This is a genomic window from Fibrella aquatilis (assembly GCF_017353255.1).
GTDB lineage: Bacteria > Bacteroidota > Bacteroidia > Cytophagales > Spirosomataceae > Fibrella > Fibrella aquatilis.
In genome coordinates this window covers 221,685-244,726 of sequence record NZ_JAFMYU010000007.1, presented here as the reverse complement: position 1 = coordinate 244,726, position 23,042 = coordinate 221,685, and the positions used below count along the sequence as shown (strand labels likewise).

At 55.9% G+C, this 23,042-nt stretch carries 18 protein-coding genes; 14 read left to right on the top strand and 4 right to left on the bottom strand.

All coding sequences use genetic code 11. The features are described 5' to 3' along the window. The first annotated feature begins 190 nt into the window (after positions 1-190). From J2I48_RS11565 to lepB, 8 genes are all read left to right on the top strand, one after another. Positions 191-2,137: a M1 family metallopeptidase gene (locus tag J2I48_RS11565; protein WP_207335598.1), complete on the top strand. Its 1,947-nt coding sequence runs from the start codon at positions 191-193 to the stop codon at positions 2,135-2,137. Positions 2,138-2,249: 112 nt separating this feature from the next. Continuing rightward, positions 2,250-3,284 (top strand): radical SAM protein, encoded by a 1,035-nt coding sequence (locus J2I48_RS11560; RefSeq protein WP_207335597.1) that lies wholly within the window; start codon positions 2,250-2,252, stop codon positions 3,282-3,284. A gap of 150 nt (positions 3,285-3,434) precedes the next feature. Continuing rightward, a complete protein-coding gene (gene ppk1, locus J2I48_RS11555) occupies positions 3,435-5,483 on the top strand; it encodes a polyphosphate kinase 1 (protein ID WP_207335596.1) in 2,049 nt (682 codons plus the stop codon). Between the two features lie 147 nt (positions 5,484-5,630). Further along, positions 5,631-6,416 carry a ParA family protein gene (locus J2I48_RS11550; RefSeq protein ID WP_207335595.1) on the top strand — a complete coding sequence of 262 codons (786 nt, stop codon included), beginning with the start codon at positions 5,631-5,633 and terminating at the stop codon, positions 6,414-6,416. 80 nt (positions 6,417-6,496) lie between these two features. After that, positions 6,497-7,417, top strand: coding sequence for a ParB/RepB/Spo0J family partition protein (locus J2I48_RS11545; protein WP_207335594.1), 921 nt, complete (start codon positions 6,497-6,499; stop codon positions 7,415-7,417). Positions 7,418-7,522: 105 nt separating this feature from the next. Beyond that, positions 7,523-8,239: a DUF5683 domain-containing protein gene (locus J2I48_RS11540; RefSeq protein WP_207335593.1), complete on the top strand. Its 717-nt coding sequence runs from the start codon at positions 7,523-7,525 to the stop codon at positions 8,237-8,239. 2 nt (positions 8,240-8,241) lie between these two features. Continuing rightward, on the top strand, positions 8,242-8,979 hold the full coding sequence (gene dapB, locus J2I48_RS11535) for a 4-hydroxy-tetrahydrodipicolinate reductase (protein ID WP_207335592.1): 738 nt from the start codon (positions 8,242-8,244) through the stop codon (positions 8,977-8,979). A gap of 125 nt (positions 8,980-9,104) precedes the next feature. Next, entirely contained in the window at positions 9,105-10,271 is a 1,167-nt protein-coding gene (gene lepB / locus J2I48_RS11530; RefSeq protein WP_207335591.1) for a signal peptidase I, read from the top strand. A gap of 121 nt (positions 10,272-10,392) precedes the next feature. Here the strand turns inward: lepB and J2I48_RS11525 are convergent, their stop codons facing one another. The 3 genes from J2I48_RS11525 to J2I48_RS11515 all read right to left on the bottom strand — a co-directional run bounded on the left by J2I48_RS11525 (position 10,393) and on the right by J2I48_RS11515 (position 14,326). Further along, positions 10,393-10,743 carry a 4Fe-4S binding protein gene (locus J2I48_RS11525; RefSeq protein WP_207335590.1) on the bottom strand — a complete coding sequence of 117 codons (351 nt, stop codon included), beginning with the start codon at positions 10,741-10,743 and terminating at the stop codon, positions 10,393-10,395. Between the two features lie 184 nt (positions 10,744-10,927). Next, positions 10,928-13,138 carry a transglycosylase domain-containing protein gene (locus J2I48_RS11520; protein ID WP_207335589.1) on the bottom strand — a complete coding sequence of 737 codons (2,211 nt, stop codon included), beginning with the start codon at positions 13,136-13,138 and terminating at the stop codon, positions 10,928-10,930. Between the two features lie 219 nt (positions 13,139-13,357). After that, entirely contained in the window at positions 13,358-14,326 is a 969-nt protein-coding gene (locus tag J2I48_RS11515; protein WP_207335588.1) for a porin family protein, read from the bottom strand. Between the two features lie 168 nt (positions 14,327-14,494). Between J2I48_RS11515 and J2I48_RS11510 the strand changes: the two genes are divergently transcribed. Next, positions 14,495-15,208, top strand: coding sequence for an SDR family oxidoreductase (locus J2I48_RS11510; protein WP_207335587.1), 714 nt, complete (start codon positions 14,495-14,497; stop codon positions 15,206-15,208). Between the two features lie 77 nt (positions 15,209-15,285). Here the strand turns inward: J2I48_RS11510 and J2I48_RS11505 are convergent, their stop codons facing one another. Continuing rightward, on the bottom strand, positions 15,286-16,140 hold the full coding sequence (locus J2I48_RS11505) for an AraC family transcriptional regulator (RefSeq protein ID WP_207335586.1): 855 nt from the start codon (positions 16,138-16,140) through the stop codon (positions 15,286-15,288). A 156-nt stretch (positions 16,141-16,296) separates the two neighbouring features. Here J2I48_RS11505 and J2I48_RS11500 point away from each other — a divergent pair, with 156 nt between their 5' ends. From J2I48_RS11500 to J2I48_RS11480, 5 genes are all read left to right on the top strand, one after another. Continuing rightward, on the top strand, positions 16,297-17,094 hold the full coding sequence (locus tag J2I48_RS11500; RefSeq protein WP_207335585.1) for a phytanoyl-CoA dioxygenase family protein: 798 nt from the start codon (positions 16,297-16,299) through the stop codon (positions 17,092-17,094). 27 nt (positions 17,095-17,121) lie between these two features. Beyond that, entirely contained in the window at positions 17,122-18,660 is a 1,539-nt protein-coding gene (locus J2I48_RS11495; RefSeq protein ID WP_207335584.1) for an alpha-amylase family glycosyl hydrolase, read from the top strand. A gap of 22 nt (positions 18,661-18,682) precedes the next feature. Beyond that, positions 18,683-19,609, top strand: a complete 927-nt coding sequence (locus J2I48_RS11490; protein WP_207335583.1) for an alpha/beta hydrolase — start codon at positions 18,683-18,685, stop codon at positions 19,607-19,609. A gap of 12 nt (positions 19,610-19,621) precedes the next feature. Then, positions 19,622-22,081: a CehA/McbA family metallohydrolase gene (locus J2I48_RS11485; protein WP_310587270.1), complete on the top strand. Its 2,460-nt coding sequence runs from the start codon at positions 19,622-19,624 to the stop codon at positions 22,079-22,081. A 175-nt stretch (positions 22,082-22,256) separates the two neighbouring features. Further along, the gene (locus tag J2I48_RS11480; protein ID WP_207335582.1) at positions 22,257-22,979 is read left to right on the top strand and encodes a sulfite exporter TauE/SafE family protein; all 723 of its coding nucleotides are present in this window, start codon (positions 22,257-22,259) and stop codon (positions 22,977-22,979) included. Positions 22,980-23,042: the final 63 nt, after the last annotated feature.

Below are 23,042 nucleotides of genomic sequence, written 5' to 3'. Positions count from 1 at the left end.
CAATATTAATACATTCCACCCAGAACTGACGCCAGGCAGGTGGTGAAATTCACCTTATAACTGCTACGTATATTTCTCCAGACCAGCAGGCTAGCTAACAAGCTAACAAGCGCGTTTTTAATATGGTTGACCTGACACCAGATACTCCGTAGTATATTGGCTGTCAAAATGGCCGTACCCACTTGCCCAGATGCAACGACCTAGCTTTTTTCAGTTAATAGGGTGGTGGCTGCTTACGCTGATGGTTAGCCCAACCAAGGCACATGCTGTACCCTTGTCGCCCCGAAACGCGAATTACGCCATCGACGTGCGACTGAATACCAACACCAAACGCCTCGACGGTCGGCAGACACTCACTTGGCGCAACACCTCGCCTGACGTTATCAACGAGCTACAGTTTCACCTATATCTCAACGCCTTCCGCGACAAGCAATCGACGTTCATGCGCGAATCGGGCGGGCAGTTGCGGGGCGATGAGTTGGACGATACCAAACCCGGCAACTTTGGCTGGACCAAACTAACGGCCCTCAAAGACCACCAAACCGGCGATAACCTGCTGGCCATGAGTCAGTTTATCCACCCCGACGACATGAACGCAGATGACCGGACCGTGCTGCGCGTGCCGCTGAAACGCCCGTTGAAACCCGGCGAGACCATCGTGCTCGACATGACGTTTCAGGCCAAACTGCCCCAAATCTTTGCCCGCACCGGCTTCAGCCGCGACTTCTTTCTAGTGGGGCAGTGGTTCCCAAAAATCGGTGTCTACGAACCCGCCGGGATGCGGGGAAGAACCACCGGCGGCTGGAACTGCCACCAGTTCCATGCCCACTCCGAATTCTACGCCGACTATGGTACCTACGCAGTAAACATCACCCTGCCCAGCCGGTGTGTGGTGGGAGCTACGGGGCTACCAACCGCCGAAAAAACCAACCGCGACGGTACCAAAACCCTGCGCTACCAGGCCGACGACGTGATTGACTTCGCCTGGACAGCCGCCCCGCACACGCAGGTAGTAACTGACGTTTGGCGAAGCAAAACCGGCCATACCGTGCAGATACGGCTGCTTATGCAGCCCGAACATGCCGATCAGGCCACGCGCCACGCCCACGCGCTGAAGGCCGCGCTGACCTATTTCGACAAAAACGTGGGGCCTTACCCCTACCCTGTCATCACGGTGGTTGACCCACCGTTGCATGCGTCGGGGGCGGCGGGCATGGAATACCCCATGTTCATCACGGCGGGCACGAGTTGGGGGCTTCCCGCCGGGGCACGTTTCCCGGAGCTGGTTACGGTGCATGAGTTTGGCCATCAGTACTTTATGCAACTCCTGGCCAGCAACGAATTTGAAGAAGCCTGGCTCGACGAGGGGTTCAACCAGTATTACGAAGGCCGCATCATGGACGCCACTTACGGCCGACAAACGAGTATGATCGACTGGTTTGGTTTCCGTATGGGCGACCTGGAGTCGTCACGTGATGGCTACGTTCACCTCGACAACCCCGGCATTGGCCCCTCGTATGGTAACGTGTGGCAACTGCCCAACGGCTACTACGGCGAGCTAACCTACTCAAAGACTGCTACCTGGCTCCGCACACTGGAAGGTCTGATTGGGCGGCGCGTGATGGACGAAGTCATGCAGACCTACTTTATGCGCTGGCGGTTTCGGCACCCCAACGCGCAGAGCTTTATCGATGTAGTCAACGAAATTGTGCCACAACGGCTGGGCCAAAACTGGGCCGGGGCAGCCTACGGCCCCAACCTAAACTGGTTTTTCGACCAGGTCCTCTTCGGCGACCGCGTCTGCGACTACAAGCTGGCCCGCATCTGGCACTATGCCGACGGCACCGCCGCCGTGCGCGTAGACCGCCTCGGCGACATGCAGCTGCCTATCGAGTTGCTGGTCCGCACTGCCAACGGCCGTGAACAAACCCTCTACTGGGACGGCAAGGCCAAGACCCACACGTTCAGCATTCCGGGCAAAAGCCGCATCGTCTGGGCACACGCCGACCCGAAGCAGAAGCTGTATATGGACGTGGACTTCAACAACAACAGCCGCGCCGTTAGTCCCTCCACAGCCCCCGCCGGCAAATACGCCGCCAAATTCCTCTTCTGGCTTCAAAACCTTATGCTGTGGTAATTAGTGGTAAGTGATGAGTGGTGAGTTTGCTGCCGCCTGCGTATTGTTCGTGCGGCAGCAAACTCACCACTTACCACTCATCACTTACCACTCCCTTCCCTACCTTTGCCCTATGGCCTTTCCCTACTATGATCGTCTGCGCGACGGGTTGAATTTTGCCGGAAAACTCACGCCCCGGCGCGTGAGCAATGCTCTGCGGGTACTGACGAGCTTCTACGCCTCTCGGCAAAGCGGTCAGCCCAACCAGCGGGGGCTGCCGGTGTCGCTGTCGGTCGAACCCACCACGTCGTGCAACCTGCGCTGTCCCGAATGCCCCAGCGGGCTGCGGTCGTTCACACGGCCCACGGGTATGCTGGGTGCAGACCTGTTCAAACGCACGATTGACGAACTGCACGACACGCTGCTTTATCTAATCTTCTATTTTCAGGGCGAACCTTACCTGCACCCCCAGTTTCTGGAGCTGGTGCGCTACGCCGCCGACCGCAATATCTACACCGCCACCAGCACCAACGCCCACTACCTCACCGACGAAAACGCCCGCAAAACGATTGAATCGGGGTTAGACCGGCTCATTATCTCTATCGACGGCACCACCCAGGACGTGTACGAGCAGTATCGGGTGGGGGGCAAGCTGGACAAGGTGCTGGAAGGTACGCGCAACCTCATTCGCTGGAAGCGGGAAATGAAGTCGGCCACACCGCACGTGATCTTTCAGTTTCTGGTGGTGAAACCCAACGAACACCAGATTGCACAGGTGCAACAGCTGGCCCGCGAGATTGGCGTGGATGAGGTAAAACTGAAAACCGCCCAGATCTACGACTACGAAAACGGCTCGGACCTGATGCCGATGATTGAAAAATACAGTCGCTACGCCAAAAAGGCCGACGGCACCTTTGGCGTGAAAAACGCCCTGCTGGACCACTGCTGGCGCATGTGGCACTCGTGCGTGATGACCTGGGACGGCCGCATCGTGCCGTGCTGCTTCGACAAAGACGCCGACCACCAACTGGGCACCTTGCAGGACAATTCCTTCCGCGACGTTTGGTTCAGCCCTGCCTACCGCCGCTTCCGCCAGACCCTGATCCAGAACCGCGCCGAGATCGACATGTGCAAAAACTGCACGGAAGGGGCCAAGGTGTGGGCGTAGTCTAATGAGTGTGCTAAGTGTGCTGTCAGGTCCCCCGACCTGACAGCACACTCATTCGCCTCGTTCACAATTTGATAACATACCGGCGTGGGCCGTTATTTTGGTGGGTGGTGACAAGTCGTTTCCTTTGAGTAACTGCGCTGCCAACCGATGACCCCCACGAACACTTCCTCCACCTACATCAACCGCGACCTAAGCTGGCTGAGTTTTAATCACCGGGTGCTGCGCGAGGCGGCTAACGTGGCCGTGCCGGTGTATGAACGGGTGCGGTTTCTGGCTATTTTTTCGTCGAACCTGGACGAGTTTTTCCGGGTGCGCATGTCGGCACTGCTCTCGCTGGAAGGCCACTACACAGCAGATAACGACGATGTGGAGACTTCCTTTTTGCCCGACATACAGGCGCAGGTGACGCGTTCACAACAGGAATTCGGGCGGTTGCTGGTGGAGAAGGTTTTGCCCGAACTAACCCGGCAGGGCGTACATCTCTACTACGGCGACCCGATTCGGGCGGAACACGGGCGGGCCGTCAGCGATTATTTTTTTAGCTGGGTGCTGGGTTTGCTGCGGCCCGTCTGGCTCGATGGGCTACTGGAAAAACCCCTCGACGTGCCCGACAGTGCCCTTTATCTTGGTGTTTCATTACGGAATGCCGACGGAAAGCAGCGGTCGGCGATAGTCAATATTCCCGATCAGCAGTTGCCCCGCTTCCTGACCCTGCCCCCATTGGATGGCGTGCATTACCTGACCTTTATCGACGACGTAATCCGGCAACACCTGTCGGCCCTGTTTCCGGGTTATGAGGTGCTGGGCAGCTATAGCGTGAAGATCACCCGCAACGCTGACGTGAGCATTGTCGATGAGTTTGCCGGGCAGATGGATGAGAACATCGCCCGGATGCTCGACCAGCGGAAAGAAGGCCACACCACGCGCTTCCTCTACGACCCCACCACCCCCACTGACCTGCTGGCAGCACTGGGGGCTGCGTTTGGGCTGCTGCCACAGTCGCGGGTGTCGGGCGGGCGTTACCACAACCTGAGCAGCCTCATGAACCTGCCCAACCCCGTGGGGGCCGCCCTCAACTACCCGCCACAGCCGCCGCTGCCCATTGCCGACCTCCAGGGCGAAGCATCCATCTTCGATCAACTTGACCGCCGCGATTACCTGCTCCACACGCCCTACCAGGCCTATAACCCCGTGTTGCGGTTCTTCAACGAAGCCGCCACCCACCCCGACGTGACCGATATTTTCGTCACCTTCTACCGCATCGCTACCGACTCGGCCATTGGACAGGCACTGCTCAGCGCAGCCTATAATGGCAAGCAGGTAACGGTGTTTATGGAACTGAAAGCCCGCTTCGATGAGGCCAACAACCTGCGGTGGAGCAAGCAGTTTAAGGCGGCGGGCATTCGGCTCGTATACAGCATTCCGAACCTGAAAGTCCACGCCAAAATAGCCCTTGTCAAACGCCGCGTCGGCCAACAGCAGCGGAGCTACGGACTGCTGTCGACGGGGAATTTCAACGAAAACACCGCCCGTTTCTACACCGACCATATCCTGCTCACCAGCCACGCGGGCATCACCACCGACCTGGAACGGCTGGTAGTTTACCTGAAAACCCGCAAACAACCCATCGACTACCCGCCCGTTACGTTTGGCCACCTGCTGGTGGTGCCGTTTAACCTGGTGCCACGGCTGCTGGTCCTCATAGACGGCGAAATAGCGAACCATCAGCGCGGCCTTCCGGCACGCATTATTCTCAAGATCAACAACTTGCAGGAACAGACTATGGTCGACAAACTCTACGAAGCCAGCCGGGCGGGGGTACCCATCGACCTGATTGTGCGGGGTATCTGTACCCTTGTGCCTAACGTGCCGGGCCAGAGTGAGACCATCCGGGTGCGGCGCATTGTAGACCGATACCTCGAACACGGGCGGGTATTTGTATTTCACAACAACGGCCAGCCCCAAACCTACCTCGGCTCTGCCGACTGGATGAACCGCAATCTGCACCGCCGCATCGAGGTTTGTTTTCCCGTGCTGAACCCGGCCCTGGGTAGGCAATTAGGTCAACTGCTTGATTTCCAATTGGCCGATACGGCTCAGGCAACGCTGCTCAACGAACAGGGCGACTGGGAGGCCGTTACCAGCAGCCAGCCGCCCCTACAGTCGCAGGCGACCATCTATCAATTCCTGCGCTGAAGCGAAATAGGTGCTCTGTTGTTGGCCTATTCACTCATTCGTTCAGTCACACAATCGCTCATTAATTTTTTGTGAAACATTTTCGTGGAACATTACTTGGAAAGGTAGTTTCGTTGCGGCATCTTTGACCCTGCAACGAACAGTCCCATGGGTAAAGTTATTGCCATTGCCAACCAGAAGGGTGGCGTCGGTAAAACCACAACAACAATCAACCTCGCGGCCAGTTTGGCGGCCCTCGAATTTCGGACGCTCATTGTCGACGCTGATCCACAGGCTAACTCAACCTCCGGGCTGGGTTACAACCCCAAGGAGATCGAGAATAGTATCTACGAATGCATGATCGAAGACGTACAAACGCGCGACGCCATCATTCAGACCGACTTCCCGAATCTTGACCTTCTCCCCTCGCACATTGACCTGGTGGGGGCCGAAATCGAGATGATTAACCTGCAAAACCGGGAAGACAAGATGAAAGAGGCCCTCAACCGGGTGCGCGACGACTACGACTTCATCATCGTAGACTGTTCGCCATCGTTGGGCCTGATCACGATCAACAGCCTCACCGCTGCCGATTCGGTCATTATTCCGGTGCAGTGCGAATATTTTGCGCTGGAAGGGCTGGGCAAACTGCTGAACACAATCAAGATCATTCAGTCGCGACTCAACACCAACCTGGCTATCGAGGGTATTCTGCTTACCATGTACGACCTGCGGGTGCGGCTCTCGAACCAGGTAGTTGGCGAGGTTACCTCGCACTTCCAGCAAATGGTGTTCAGCACCATCATTCCGCGTAACATCCGCCTCAGCGAATCGCCCAGTTTTGGGGTGCCGGTGCTGGCGCAGGATGCCGACAGTAAGGGCGCCATCAGCTACCTCAATTTAGCCCGCGAGATCCTGGCCAAAAACGGCCTGATGCCGCAAGAAACTGTTTAAACGTCCAATGTCTAACGTCTAAAGTTGTTGCAGTCGGCACACTTTAAACATTGAACATTAGACTTGAAACTCTTTTTGAGATGAACACCACAAATGCAAAGCCAGGGGGTATGAAGCCCGGCAAACTGACTGGCCTGGGTCGGGGATTAGGGGCGCTCCTGCAGGATAGTGAAGACCGGCAGACCAAACCTTCACCCTACGAGTCGATCAGTACCATGACTGAGATTAGTCTGGATCTGATCGAAACGAACCCCTTTCAACCCCGTACCCGCTTCGACGAAGAGGCGCTGAATGAACTGGCCGACTCGATCCGGGTGCAGGGCATCATCCAGCCCATCACGGTGCGGCAACTGGGTAAAGACCATTACCAGCTTATTTCGGGCGAACGGCGTTTGCAGGCTTCCAAGCTGATCGGGATGCTGCACATTCCGGCCTATGTGCGCACGGCCAACGACCAGCAGATGCTGGAAATGGCCCTGATCGAGAACATTCAGCGTGAAAACCTGAACTCGATAGAAATTGCCCTCTCCTACCAGCGCCTCATTACCGAGTGCAGCCTGAAACAGGAAGAACTGGGCGAGCGCGTGGGTAAAAACCGCACGACGGTCAACAACTACATCCGGCTACTGAAACTGCCCCCCGTCATTCAGGCCTCGCTGCGCGACACCCGGATTTCGATGGGCCACGCCCGCGCCATCATCAACATCGACAACCCCGACGTGCAGATCAAGCTCTTCAACAAAATCATTGAAGAAGACTGGTCGGTGCGGAAGGTAGAGGAAGCCGTGCGCAACCTATCGATGGCCGACGAAGCCGTACCAGCCCGCAAAATCACCCTGCCCAAGCAGGAAATGCGCAGCTTGCAGTTCAAACTGTCGTCGATGTTTGGCACCAAAGTGATGATCAAGGCCGACGATAAGCACACGGGCGAGATCAAGATTCCGTTCACCTCGCAGGAAGACCTCGACCGGATTTTGAATGTATTGAATTATTCGGCTTAAGTTTTTTTAAGCCGCCCCAGTAGTCAGATAGACCGGGGCTTTCGTTATGGTTATACTGCCTAGTCACGAACGCCCGCGCCGGTCGCGTCAATACCGAGTTTATCAGTGAACGCCCTTTTTCTTCGCCTTAGTCTGATCGGCCTGTTTCTATGGCTGGCGGTGATGACCACCAGCCACGCCCAGACAGCCGACACAAGCCGACCGGCTCCGGTAGGGCGCTTCCCCGTGATTCGGCAGGATTTGCCCGCCGATACTATCCGGCCCGACGTTGTGGAATACGACACCCTCTCGGCAGACACCCCCGTCGACACCGTAAGCTTGTCGGACTCGGCCAATGCCAAAATCAGGAAGATCATCCCGAAGCGGGCAGCGCTGCTGTCGTTGGCCTTGCCGGGGCTGGGGCAGTATTATAACGGGCAAATCTGGAAGATTCCGCTCATCTACGCTGGCTTCACCACGTTCGGCATCCTCATCAGCAAATTCAACGGAGATTATGTCGAGTTTCTGAGTGCCTATGAAGTAGCCTATAGTAAACCCGGCACGAATCCCGTATTGAAAAAGGCGGTAGTGGCCAGCCGAAACCTAGAGCTAGACCTGAACCAGCTTCAGCGGGGTACTGAATTTTACCGCCGCTGGCGCGACTACAATTATATTTTCACGGCGCTCTTTTGGGCACTGAACGTGGTCGATGCCAATGTGACGGCGCACCTTAAAACGTTTGATATCTCCGACAGCCTGACCCTGCGCTACAACCCCGTCGTGATTCCCTCTACGGTGGGTATGGTGCCGGGCATAAGCCTCACGCTGTCTTTCCGAAAATAACCATGAACATTTTGTTACTGGGCTACGGCAAAATGGGTAAGACCATCGAGCAAACCGCCCTTGACCGGGGTCACCAGATTGCTGGGCGAATCGACGTGAGCAACCGCACCGATATGGACCAACTCGCCGACGATGCCGTAGATGTGGTGATCGAGTTTAGCTCGCCTGAGGCCGTGGTAGACAACCTGCGGTACTGCATTGGGCGGGGGTGGCCGGTGGTGTGCGGCACCACCGGCTGGCTGAGTCAACGGGCCGAAATCGAGGCCGCCGTGCGCGAACGGGGCAGCGCATTTTTCTACGCTTCGAACTACAGCATTGGGGTGAACCTCTTTTTTAGGCTGAACAAAACGCTGGCGAAGTTCATGCATAACTACCCCAGCTACCAGGTCTCGATGACCGAGATTCACCATACCGAGAAGAAAGACGCTCCCTCTGGCACGGCCCTCACCCTGGCCGAAGGATTGCTGGAAAACCTGCCCCATAAGCAGCGTTGGGCTGTTTCGGAAGAAGGCAAGCCCGCCGAAAGTAACACCGATGATGCCATTGTGATCGACTCTGTTCGCGAAGGCACCGTGCCGGGCACACATATTGTCCGGTTTGAGTCGGACGTGGACCGGATCGAGATTTCGCACGTGGCGCACAGCCGTCAGGGGTTCGCCCTCGGTGCCGTCATCGCCGCCGAATGGCTCGCCCCCCGCCAGGGCGTGTTTGGGATGGATGATTTATTAAACGGTGAGTGATGAACGGTAAGTGATGAGTGGCTTCGCCCTCTATTTCTTCGCGAAGCCACTCATCACTTACCGTTCATCACTCACCACTAAATCTCGTAACTTCGTTTTATCTTAGTCTGAACCACGTATAGCCCGTGTCTGAAGTAAAAACCCAAGCTAAAGCCGATTCGTCGGTGAAGAGAAAATCGGCCGCCCGTGAGTGGTTCGACTCTATTTTGTTTGCCGTAGTGGCCGCCACGCTGATTCGCTGGCTGTTTATGGAGGCCTTCACCATCCCTACGCCCTCAATGGAGCGCAGCCTGATGGTGGGTGATTTTCTGTTTGTGAGCAAGTTTCACTACGGCACCCGCACCCCCAAAACGCCCCTACAGGTGCCGCTCACGCACCAGAAAATCTGGGGTACCGACATCCCCTCCTACCTCGACTGGATTCAGTTGCCACAGTTCAGGTTGCCCGGCTTTTCGAGCGTGAAGAACGGCGACGTGGTGGTGTTTAACTACCCACCCGAAGATCAGTACCCGACCGATTTGAAAACCAACTACATCAAGCGCTGCATGGGCATTGCGGGCGATGTACTGGAGGTGCGCCACCGGGCCGTATACGTAAACGGAAAAGCCGCCGAAGTACCCCCCTTTTCGCAGCAGACGTACTACATCTACACGAAAAAAGCCGACCTCGACGATGCCTTTTTCCGGCAATATGAGATCATCAACGACTATCGGCCCGAAACCATGTCGGAAAACTGGCAGCCTTTGCAGCAGTTAAACGATTCAACCAAGACAAACGAACTGGTTGGTTATCAGGTACGTACTACCGAGGCCGTCGTTGAGCAACTAAAAAAATTCGACTGGGTTCGTGAGATCGTTGCCGCTGATGAATTACCATCGGCCACCCCGTCAACCTACAGTCAGATCTACGGCAGCAAGCAGTTTAAGTGGACCGTTGATAATTTTGGACCGGTGACCGTTCCGAAAGAAGGCGCCACCGTGCAGCTCGATGCCAAGAGTATTGCCCTCTATGGCCCGGTGATTCAGAAATATGAAGGCAACAAAAACGTGGTCCTAACCGACTCTACGGTGTCTGTCGATGGCAAGGCGATTACGAGCTATACGTTCAAGCAGAACTATTACTTCATGATGGGCGACAACCGCCACAACTCACTCGATTCGCGGTACTGGGGCTTCGTCCCCGCCGACCACATCGTGGGCAAAGCCGTCTTTATCTGGATGTCTATTGACCCCAACCCCGCCAACGCCGCCAACAAAATTCGCTGGAACCGGCTGTTTAGTGTAGTGCACTAACGGAGAAAAGGAGGAGGGAGAAACGGAGGAAGGGGAGCTTCGCGATACGCAGCAACATAGCTGATACGTATCGCGAAGCTCCCCTTCCTCCGTTTCTCCCTCCTCCTTTCTTCCACAGGTTTTACTCTTCTGCGTGCAGCCAGGCTTTTTTGGCGAGCAGGGTTTCTTCGTCTTCCTCGTGTTCGGGGTCAGGCACACAGCAGTCTACAGGGCAGACAGCGGCACACTGTGGCTCTTCGTGGAAGCCTTTACACTCGGTACACTTATCAGTTACGATATAATAAAACTCATTCGACACCGGCGTTTGCGGGGCTTTGCCCGTCACGACCGTACCGTCGCCAAAATCTACTTCGGTGAGGGAGGTTCCGCCACCCCACGTCCATTCCACACCGCCTTCGTAAATGGCAGTGTTTGGACATTCGGGTTCGCAGGCACCGCAATTGATGCACTCCTCGGTAATCATGATAGCCATAATCAGGTCAAGTTAGCTGGCAAATACCGGCACATGTTAAACAGACAACAAATGTAATTATTTTTAGTTGGGCGCAACGCGAAAAAAATCAACCAACAACCAACAGTGAACAACCAAAAATGTTGCTGACGCGTAACTAATGGGCTCGCATCAGCAACACTGTTGGTTGCTAACTGTTGGTTGTTCACTGATTCGCTTCTTCTTCCAGGCGCTTGCGTTCTTCTTTTTCGCGGCGGCGTTGTTCGCGGCGTTCCTGCCGGAGCTGCCTGCGTGTTTTCACCGTGTCGGTGGGGGCTGGTACGTCGGCGGGGCGGTCGGGGGTGGGGCGGGCGGCGGGGGCTTCCTGAGCGGGTTCGGCGGTGGGCTTATCGTCGTCGCGGTTACCGTTGAAAAGCTGTTTGAAGAGGTCATCCATACCGTCGCCGTCAGCCGGGTCGGTGCCTACGCTGTCTGTTTCAAAGCCCGGAATCGGCGCAACCTGCTGCCGTAAGCCTTCGCGCAGGCGCACGTCGTAGAAGCCGTAGGCACCGCTATCTGGCTGAGTAAGACCACGTTTGGCCATAATTCGGCCAATGATTTTGAAGTACCCCCGCACGTTGCGCACCTGAAGCGAGCCGTCGGGCAGGAAATACGACAGGGCCTTTTTGGGGCTGGGGATAACAAAGGCCAAGAAGATGCTCTCGCCCAGGTTCAGTTCTGCCGGGGTTTTGTCGAAATAATACCGGGCAGCCTCGCCAATGCCGTAGACGTTTTTACCCCACTCGATAATGTTGAGGTACACCTCATACATGCGCTCTTTGGGCACGATACGGCCATTTTCAATAAGCCACACAATCAGGATTTCTTCTACCTTCCGGGCCAGCGTTTTGTTGCGGTTGAGGAATACATTTTTCACCAACTGCATCGACACCGTGCTGGCCCCGCGTTTGAATGCACCGGCTTTGTAGTTGGTGGCAATAGATACCCGGAAGGCTTTTTCATTAAAGCCTTTATGCGTGAAAAAATTGTAATCTTCCGAGGTGAGCACCGCATTCCGCAGGTCGGGCGCGATGTAATCCAGGGGGGTATAGTCGGGGTTATCGGAACCTACCGAAATATCGCGGACGGGTTTGTCTTTTTCGTAGGGCGTATAAACAAACGGCTGGTTAATCTGCCCAAAATCAGTGCGGCCCATGCGCAGGATCTTGAACCCGTCGGAGGTGAGGCCCGAATTGAACTTGACCGAGTCAGGCAGGGCCGTGTCGAAATTGAAGTTGAGGTCGTAGCGCAGTTTGCCCGCCACCTTCATGCCGTCGAGTGACTGGAATAAGCCTTGCGGAAACGAGTTGAATAGGGCCTGCGCGTCGAGGTTGTCGGTGTGCATCTGTACGTCGAATACCTTGCCAGTACCCGCTTTGGCATTGGGCAGGGTGTACTTCACAAATGGCCGGGCCTTCACCTCACCCAAATACAGCACCGAACTGCTATCGACCCCCACGTAGTTTTCGCCCACAAACAGGTTAGCGTCCATAGCCGCCCGGCGCACCACCACGTCTGAGGGCGACAGGGCCGGGTGATTCAGCCGCAGGTTACGCACCGAACCAGCCCCCTCAAGCCGGAACTCACCCCCCGACCGGTCAACGTCGCGCAGCTCAGCGTGGAGGGTATCAGCTTGGGCTTTAAGCTTAAATCTTTTCTCTAAGTACTTAATTTCCAGCGGCTTACCATCAGCATATAGATTCAGGCTATATTCTTTATCTGATGGTGACGCCGTGCCGGTCACGTGCCACATGGCTTCGTAGCGGTTCAGCCGGAGGCTAGACGACACGCGCTCATTGTCGATCTTGAACACATCGGCCAGGAGGGTGATTTTGGTCGAATCGTCGATCAACCGGATGTCGAGGTTTTGCACGTCGAGGTCGTCGGGAATCTTCGTGAGCAGGTTATTAATCAGATTTTCAGCCACGTCCGACAGGTCGGTACGGCGGGTAGTGCTGGTCGAGTCGCGGCGGCGGCGTTTGAGAATGGTGTCGAGGTTGGTGAGCGAGTCGCGCTTGACCACCTGCACAAAGCCGTCTTGTATAGTCAGGTTAGAGAGGGCTACATTGCCAAACACCAGTGGCCACAGGCGCATGCCAACGGCAACATTATTGATCCGCACCAGGCTGTCGCGATCCTGCGGCACGACCGAGATGTTGGTGAGGGCGAGTTCGGTAAGGCCCGTAAACTTAACCGAGCCAATGCCCACGTTGAGGGCATAGTCGCGTTTGGCTTTTTTAAGAGCCTTGTTGAGCACCAGGGTGAGTAATCGTTCGCGTTGCGAGTAGGCGATACCGGCCCCGATAGCACCTAACAGGGCCAGGGTCAGTAATGTCCAGCCCGTGTAGCGCAGGACCTTGCGTTGGTTAATTGGCATTGTGTGACGTACTAAGCGGGCAAAAATACGGATTTCAGGAGGGGAATGAGGCGCTTGGAGCGGATTTATGGCTTGTGGAAGTGTGCCGTTGTCGTTTGGCTCCAGCTGAGTGACAACGGCACACTTCCACAAGCCATACATTCCATCAAACGAAACGGGTACTGTTTGTAGGCATCAGCCCCAAACAATACCCGTTTGATAATCAGTTGGTTAAAAATTTTAGCGACCGCCCAGAGGAAACAGGTACCCAATAGACAATTGCCCAAGTACAGGCTTGCCCGGCACATTAGCGAACTCGGTAGTACCGCTGTTATCGCCGAGGGCATAATAGCCGCGTGCTTCGACGGTAAACTTACCAGCCCCCATCGGGAAACCCATACCAAGGCCTAGCGCCCCACCGTATTCGAGCGCTGTGGTGTTAGCATCAACAGCGTAGGAGCCGTAGGGGCCTACATTGACAAAGAAACGCGGACGGCCCTGCTGCCCAAACTGGAACTTTACCAGCAAGGGCACCACCAAGCTACTCACCGACATGTTTTCAGTTTTTAACGTTCCGGGGTTCAGCACTTTCACGTAATCCTGATTGAAGTTAATCTCCGGCTGAAACGCAATACCGCCACGTCCAAACAAAAACACAATACCGCCATGGAAACCATAGATGGGGTCAATTGTGACACCCGCCGGTTTGTCGAGTAGGGTGCTATAATTTCCACCTGCCCGAACGCCAATGTGCATTTTGGCCTCAAACCCAGCGTTTTCTACACCATATCGGTTGGCAGCGCGGGTAGCAGTCTCAGCAGTGCTACGATCATCAGTGGGGGTGGTGCCGGTGTCGGTTGACTTTGTTTCTTTCGTTTTGCGCGTGTTTCGGCTGTTCTTGCCGGTCTCGGGCGTCACGGGCTTGGCCTTTACACCGTGCAGTTCGTCATACATCTCCTGCTTCTTGACGGGGTCGAGTGGCTCATTGGTAGCCGCCGTGCTGGGATATTCAACCGGGGCCGTGGTGGTCGACTGGTAGCGGGTTAGGGTAGTGGACTGTGGTTTGGCAGGCGCTTTTTTCACCACCGACGGTGCCATAGTGGACTTACGCGTGGTGGTAGTTGGCTTCTTTTTAGCAGTTGATTTCTGCTGGGCCATACCCAGTGTGGTAGTGAAAAGCAATGCCAGGGCGACGAAGAGTGCTCTCATATGTCGATGTGGGTGTTTAGTTGAGACAAAGTTGTTCTATTCCTACACGAGTTACTACGTGATTTGAGGTAACGGCCAAATTTAGCAGTAAGTCTGAAAGCGGCCCCAGATAAAAGTTTAAACAAGCAACGCCCTAACTGATTTTAGTAAGAAACAGCAGCTTACTCCATGACGACTGAACACCCAAAAACTGCATTTATAACTGGTGCTAACAAAGGTATTGGCTTTGAAGTGGCCCGTCAGTTGGCTAAACGTGGTTTCGCCGTTTTTATTGGTGCCCGTGACATAGCCAAGGGCCGCGCCGCCGCCCAGTCGCTTTGCGACGAAGGCTACGAATCGACGTTTATTGCGCTGGACGTGACCGACCCGTTAAGCATTAAGCAGGCGGCAGGCACATTTTCACAAAAGGCCAGCCACCTCGACGTGCTCATCAACAACGCCGCCATCCTGGAAGACCACGGCGAGAACATTATGAAACTCAACGCTGAGTTGCTGGACCGGACGCTGAAGACCAATGTGACCGGTCCGATGATGGTGACGCAGGATTTTTTGCCTTACCTCCAGAAAAGTGAAGGTGGTGCCCGCATCATCAACGTGTCGAGCGATGTAAGCTCTCTGCAAACGATGGGTACCTATGCTCCCGCCTACAGCATTTCGAAAACGGCCCTGAACGCCATTACCAAGCAGTTTGCGGCGGCGCTCACCAGTCCACCCATTGCCGTCAATTCGGTTTCGCCAGGTTGGGTACGCACCGACATGGGTGGTAACAATGCCAACCTGTCGGTCGAGCAGGGTGCCGAAACCATTGTCTGGCTCGCTACCGATGCACCCGCCACCGAAACCGGCAAGTTCTGGCGGGATAAGAAAGAGGTGGGGTGGTAATAAGTGATGAGTGGTAAGTGCTGAGTGATGAGTTTGCTGCCGCACGAATAATACGCTGGCGGCAGCAAACTCATCACTCAGCACTTACCACTCATCACTTTATTTCTATACCGGCTTGGCGAGGTGTGGAGTTTCTGCTGGAAGAGGCGGTTAAGGGTACTGATGTTGTCGAAACCCGTTCGGAGGGCGATCTGACCTACTGGAAAATCGGTTGAGACCAGCAGCTGGCAGACGTGCGTAAGCCGCACTTTGTTGAGGTAGTCTACAAACGTCAGGCCCATCTGCTGTTTGAACCAGCGGCAGAACGCGTTGGGCGAAAAATGACAGGCCTGAGCAATTTCAGGCACGAGAATAGGGCGTTGGTAGTTGGCGTTGATAAAATCGATGGCCGTGCGGATACGGGTGGGCGCATCAGAAAGCGCCGCATGACGCTGGTATACCTCCGTCAGAATCGGAACCCGCTCCGTTGCGTTGGTAAGCTCAGCCAGTACGGTCATCAGCGCCATCAGCGCGTTTACCCCGGTCGAGAATACCGCCCGTTTCAGGCAAGCGATAAGTTCGTCAGCAGGCTGGGCGAAGGCAAGCCCCCGGTTGGCTTCCTGAAACAACGCTGTCAGCGGGCGGCATTCGGTGAACGAATCAAATAGCTGGGCCGGAAACTGAATGCACAGCGCCTCAACAAACGAGGCCGATTCGTCTTCGTACGTAACGAACGTATGGGGCAGGTTTTCGCCGATCAGAAACAGCTCCCCTTCCTGGTACATCGAAATGTCGTCGCCGATGAAGCGGATGCCTTTGCCTTTGCTGAAAAACACCAGTTCGAGTTCGGGGTGGTAATGCCAATGCGACCGGAATGCCGGCTGATGGAGCCGAAATGCTTTGAAAGAAGCATGGGGCTGGTTGCTAATGCCGAGTTCGCGTTCTGGTTTCATTGCCTATACTATCTACAAAATCAATACGAGCTATATATATTGGTAGAATACGCATAAAAGTAGTGTAGATGGGTAAAAGAAGAAACCCGTTTTCGTTTCGACTTTTGCCCATGCAACGTGGTCATCGATGGCCCTGCATGTAGCTACGCTTCTTAGATGGAAACCCTCGACACCCCTTACGAACTCAGCCCAGAGCAGGTAGAGTTTTTTCAGACAAATCGGTACATCAAGCTTCGGCAGGTCTTCGACGCCGACACGCTAGCCTACTACAACGCGGTCATTACCAAGCAGGTAGACCGGATGAATACGGCCACGCCCGCCCTCGAAGAGCGCGATACCTACGGCAAAGCGTTTCTGCAACTCTTTAACCTCTGGCGCGAAAACGACGAGATCAAAACGTTTGTGTTCAGCAAACGGCTGGCCAAAATCGCCGCCGACCTCATGCAGGTAGCGGGCGTACGGATGTACCACGACCAGGCCCTGTTTAAAGAAGCCGGTGGGGGCATCACGCCCTGGCACGCCGACCAGTATTATTGGCCCCTCAGCAGCGACAAAACCGTTACGGCCTGGATTCCGCTTCAGGCCACGCCCCTGCCCATGGGGCCGCTGGAGTTCAGCGCGGGTAGCCACCGGGTGGTGGAAGGCCGCGATCTGAAAATTGGCGACGACAGCGAAAGACAGATCGCCGAGAAGCTCCGGGTAACCGATTTCGAACACGTCGTTGAACCGTTTGACCTGGGCGAGGTCAGTTTTCATTCGGGTTGGGTGTTCCACCGGGCGGGGGCCAACGTGACCGATCAGATGCGGAAGGTGATGACCGTAATCTACATGGACAAAAACATGCGGCTGCAACAACCCGCCAACAAAAACCAGGAAAACGACTGGCACACCTGGTGCCCCGGCGCTGTGGTAGGCGAGGTGATCGATACCGAACTGAATCCGGTGTTGTATTGACGTGCCTGATAATCAATCACTACCAAAATGAAATACCTCATTTTCCTCCTGCTGTTTACGGCAAGCCTGACCGGTTGGGCGCAGCAATCGCTGTCCAAACCCCAAAAAGGTGAGGTCATTTACCACGTTTGCCAACGGAGTTTCTACGACAGTAACGGCGATACGCAAGGCGACCTGAACGGACTGCGGCAGAAACTGGATTATCTCCAGGAACTGGGCGTCACGTCGATCCTGCTGATGCCCCTCTACGACGCCGACTGTTACCACAACTATTTCGCCAATGATTTCGAGAAAATAGATGCTGAGTTCGGCACCATGGCCGACTACATCAAGCTGGTAAAAGACGTACACCGGCGTGGCATGAAGATCTACCTGGACATGGAAACGCAGTACGTCACCAGCAAGCACCGCTGGTGGAAAGAGGCCGTGGGCAACCTCAAATCGCCTTATAGCGACTATATTCTATTTGACGATGCAGCCCATCAGCAGCCCACCACCATGATTTTCAACCTGCGCGAACTCATCAGCTACGATGGCACCGTGATACCCATTACCACCGTCAATCTGCGAAACCCGGACGTGCTGACCTATAATGTCGGGCTGTTCTCTTACTTCCTGGACCCCAACAAAGACGGCAATTTCGACGATGGTGCCGACGGGTTCCGGCTCGACCACGCCATGGATAACCTGGACGAGAAACCCGCCCTGACCAACCTCTTCGCTACGTTCTGGAAACCGCTGGTGACCCGGCTGAAACAGGTAAACCCCGCCATGACCATCGTGGCCGAGCAAGCCAACTGGAACGACGTCGGCACGGATTATTTCGAGCGGGCGGGCGTAGACCGGATGTTTGGCTTCGGCCTGCAACGCGCCATGCTCTCGTTCAACAAACAGCAGCTCATCAACAAGGCCGACTCCATCCTGAGGCTGTGCCCCCAGGGTAAGGACCAGCTTATCTTCCTGGAAAACCACGACATAGACCGGTTTGCTTCGCTGGAAAAAGATGGTCGAAAACAACGGGTAGCGGCAGCTTTACAACTCCTCATCGGCGGCATTCCGGCTATCTATTACGGGCAGGAAATCGGGATGCAGGGGCGAAACGGCTCGTTTGGCAACACCGATGGCAACGATATTCCCCGGCGGCAGGCGTTCGACTGGTACAAGTCGGGCGAGGGACCGGGCATGGCGGTCTGGTATAAAAATACGGGCCAATGGTGGGCGCAGAGCACGCTGAAACCCAATGATGGCATCTCGGTAGCCGAGCAACTGGCCAGCCCAACCTCGCTGCTCAGCTACTACAAAAAGCTAATTGCGCTGAAACAAAGCAACCCCGCCCTGGCCACCGGTCGCTACGAAAACGCCGACAACACCAACGCTTCTATTTATGGGTTCTACCGAACCACAGGAGCAAGCCGGGTGCTGGTGCTGGTCAATCTGTCAGACCAGCCGCAGCAAACCACCCTAACCGGACGGAGCAGGCCCTACAAAACCTTGCTGGGACCGGCCATCGGCCTGCAACGCGCTAGGCTGGCCCCCTATGAAGTGGGCGTTTGGGAAGTCCGTTAAACTGCCAACTCAATCATAACCCATGCCCCAGACTACCTATGCCCTGGCTTTCTGTTTGGTCCTACTAAGTCACCTCGTCTATAGCCAGCAACCAACCGTGGCGAGTGGCACCCTGAACCGGTGGGCTAATTTCCCGTCGAAGTTTGTCGATGCCCGACACGTAGATGTCTGGCTACCCGATGGCTATTCGACAAAAACCAACTACGCGGTGCTGTACATGCACGACGGGCAAATGCTATTCGACAGCACCACCACCTGGAACAAACAGGAATGGGGGGTAGACGAAACGCTGGGCAACCTGCTGGCTAAACAAAAAATCAGGCCCTGCCTCGTGGTGGCGGTCTGGAATGTGCCAGCAAAACGGTTTGCCGATTACTTTCCGCAGAAGGCGATCAGCCACATCTCGGAGCCTACCCGAACCAAAATCCTGACGCAGCAACTTAAGAGCACTCCTAACGCCGATAACTACCTGAAATTTCTGGTTACGGAACTCAAGCCGTTTATCGACAGCGCGTATTCCACCCGGACAGATGCCGCCAGCACGTTTATCATGGGTAGCAGCATGGGCGGCCTCATATCGGCCTATGCCCTCTGCCAATACCCCAACGTGTTTGGTGGGGCCGCCTGTTTGTCTATCCATTCGCCATTGGTCATGCCCGATCTGGTCAATGACCGCACCGACGCCGATGTGGCAAGTAAGTTTCGGGACTATCTGGCCACGCATCTACCCAGGGCCAACACCCGCAAACTCTATTTCGACTACGGCGACCAGACCCTCGACTCGCTTTATAAACCCTATCAAACCGCCATTGACGCCCTCATGGCGCGAAAAGGTTATTCGGCTACCCACTGGCAAACCAGATTTTTCCCTGGCGAAAGCCACTCCGAACAGTCCTGGCGCAAGCGATTAGCCATCCCACTAGCATTTCTTCTGGGCAAGAAGCCTTAACCCACTAACCCCGTGAAACCCCGCCCTACCCTACTCTTACTGATCGCCCTGCTGCTGCCCATGCTGGGGCTGGGTCAGCACCATACCGACCATGCGATGCCCAAAACCGGGCTGGGTGCTACCGCAGCGGCGCTGCCGGTCATTACCAACATAGATCCGCAGCCGTTGCTGGCGCAGGCGCTCCGGTTGCAACAGGCGCTGTCATTTTTGGGCAGCTCCCTGGCTGAATCAGATGCCAACCGCCTGAAAGCCCTGCAACAGCAACCCCCAACCGCGGCCACCATTGCCCAGATTCAGGCTATTCTGGATCCGTATTGCCTGGCCATGGTCACGATCAATCCCGAAGCGCGGGTGACCGTACAGCGTGGCCCGGCCCCCGCCAGGCTCATGCAGGGCGGCTGGACATCGTTTCTGGTGAAAGTACATAACGAAGCCCACGCAACGGCCGAGCTACAGGTGGACAGCCCAAACGCGCAGTTTCCGTTTCAACGCTTCGAGTGGAACCCCAACGACCAAAAAGAAAAGGCTATTTCGGCGGGACAGGTGGCCCAACGATTTCTGGAAGTACAGCTATATAAGAATCGCCCACTGCTGCCTAGCCTATCCGGCCTTCTGCTTGAATATGCTGTAGTTCAAGTATATAGCAAAGACAGAGGGCAGCGAGAGGCCCAAATTGGCTTCAACATTGGGCAGGGTAGTCAGGATATTGGCTTTCGCAACGTGATGCCCGTGCTGTTTACTATAGCCCCGGCGGTGAAGGTAGTATTGCGCGTGCGCGACCACGACGGCACCCCCACTATGGCCTCGTTTGTCATTGCCGACGGTATTCAACGCACGTCGGCCAACCCCGCCGACCGCAGTCGGGCCGATTTTCGCCTGACGGGCTACGCGCGGGAGTTCAACATCGACAACGCGTATCTGGGCCAGAAAAGCTTGACGGGCATTTACCCGCTGCCCTCTCGTCGGGTGGCCGAGACAGACGAGTATCCCGATTTCTATTTTCATCCGCAGGTGTACCGAGCCGATGGCGAACACGTGTTTTTGCCACCCGGCACCTACACCGTCACTTACACCAGGGGGCCGGAATACCTGATTCAGGCCAAACAGGTCACCATCCCCGAAGGCGTTGACTCTACGACGATTTCGTTCGATCTAACACGCTGGATTCACCTGGCCAGCCTGGGCTTTCACAGCGCCGACCACCACATTCACGCCGCCGGGTGCAGCCATTACGAGATGCCTCAGGAAGGCGTAAACCCGCAGGCCATGTGGCGGCAAATCCTGGGCGAAGACCTCAATATTGGCTCGTCGCTGGCGTGGGGACCCAGCTGGTATCATCAGAAAACCTTCTTTACGGGCAAAGATGAGTCGTTATCAAACACCCGCAACCGCCTCCGCAACGACGTAGAGATATCGGGGTTTCCCTCCTCTGATAGTGGGCATCTGGTGCTGCTGCGCCTGAAAGAAGACGACTACCCCGGCACGAAAAAGATTCAGGACTGGCCCACCTGGACGCTGCCCATTATGCAGTGGGCCAAAGCGCAGGGCGGTGCGGTGGGCTACGCGCATTCGGGTTGGGGGCTGGAGCCGGTGACGCCCACCAAAGCCCTACCCTATTACGAAATGCCCAAAATGGACGGTATCGGGGCCAACGAATTTATCGTGACCGTGACCCAAAACGTGGTCGATTTCTACAGTGCCGGCGACACCCCACCAACCTGGGAACTGACCATGTGGTACCATAGTCTGAACAGCGGGTTCCGGCCAAAGCTGAGTGGCGAAACCGACTTTCCCTGCATATTCGACGAGCGCGTGGGACTGGCCCGCAGCTATTTCAAGACCGACGGCCCGTTGAGTTACGACGGGTTTGTAGAGGCCATCAAAAAAGGCCGCGCCTACGTATCGGAGGGGCACGCGCACCTGATGAACTTCGCCGTAAACGGGCAGGAAGTGGGCATCAACAACAGTCAGCTCACGTTTACCGGCAGACAAACGGTCACGATTTCGGCCACGGCAGCGGCGTATTTGCCTGAGCGCCAAGACTCATTGGGTGCAGCCATTGCCCGGCGCGACCCTACTCAGCAGCCATACTGGCACATTGAACGAGCCAGAGTGGGCACCTCCAGAAAAGTAGCAGTCGAGCTGATCGTCAATGGCTTCCCCGTCGATACCGCCGAGATCGTGGCCGACGGAAAACTGACCGACGTGCGGTTCAGCTACCCCATCAGCCGGTCAAGTTGGGTAGCGCTACGGGTGTATCCGGGGGCGCATACCAACCCCGTTTTTATCGAGATTGGCGGTAAACCCATTGCCGAACCCAAAAGCATCGATTGGTGCCTGAAAGCGGTAGATCAATGCTGGCGGCAGAAAGCCAAGCACATTTCGGCCATCGAAAAACCCGCCGCTGAAAAAGCCTATGAAGCAGCCCGGCAAGTGTATCGGCAACGCCTCCAAGCAGCGGGACAGAAGTAGCTGGCACTAGCCTGATTGCGGCACCCTGGCCTGTGTCTCCACAGGCTTACGCATCCGGATGGTTAGCGTTGGCTTGCGCAGGAATAGGCCTATGGGGACACAGGCCAGGGTGCTCAACGTAGCTTCTTATGTTGCTGTAACTAACGTTACTTTTATGCGCAAAACCCCCGCCCCAATGTCCTCTCTATTACTTCCTGTGCTTTTTTTGGTTGGTCTGGTCTATGCCTCGGTGGGGCACGGTGGGGCCAGTGGCTATATCGTGGCCATGACGTTGCTGGGTGTGGCCCCAGAGCAGATCAAGCCTACGGCCCTGCTGCTCAACCTGTTTGTGTCGTCGGTGGCGTTTTTCCAGTACTACCGGGCGGGGCATTTTCGGTGGGCCACGTTCTGGCCATTTGCTATCAGCAGCGTGCCGCTGGCCTTTGTGGGTGCCCGCATCCCGCTGTCCGATACCCTCTACAAACAACTGCTGGCCGCCGCTTTGCTGTTGCTGATCGTGCGCCTAGTCTGGTCGGCCAAGGCTACTGAGGAAACCCAAAAGCCTATTCCGCTGGGGGTTGGGCTGCTGGTGGGCGGGGCAGTGGGGCTGCTGTCAGGTATGCTGGGCATTGGCGGGGGCATCATCCTCAGCCCGTTGCTGCTGATGTTCAACTGGGCCACCATTCGCCAGACAGCAGCTACGTCGGCCCTGTTTATTTTCGTCAACTCGCTATCGGGGCTGGTGGGGCTGGTCACCAAAGGTTACAGCCCCGCCCCCGAACAATACGCCTGGATTGCGGCGGCTTTTGCGGGCGGACTGGTGGGTGGCTACCTGGGCAGCCACCGGTTTAGTATACCCGTTTTGCGCTACGTGCTGGCTCTGGGCGTGGCCGTGGCCTGCGTGAAGCTGCTGATCTGAGCAAGGGCAGGTAAGAGACAAGAAGCAAGAGACAAGAGGTAAGAGGCAGGAAGCAACAGGTTT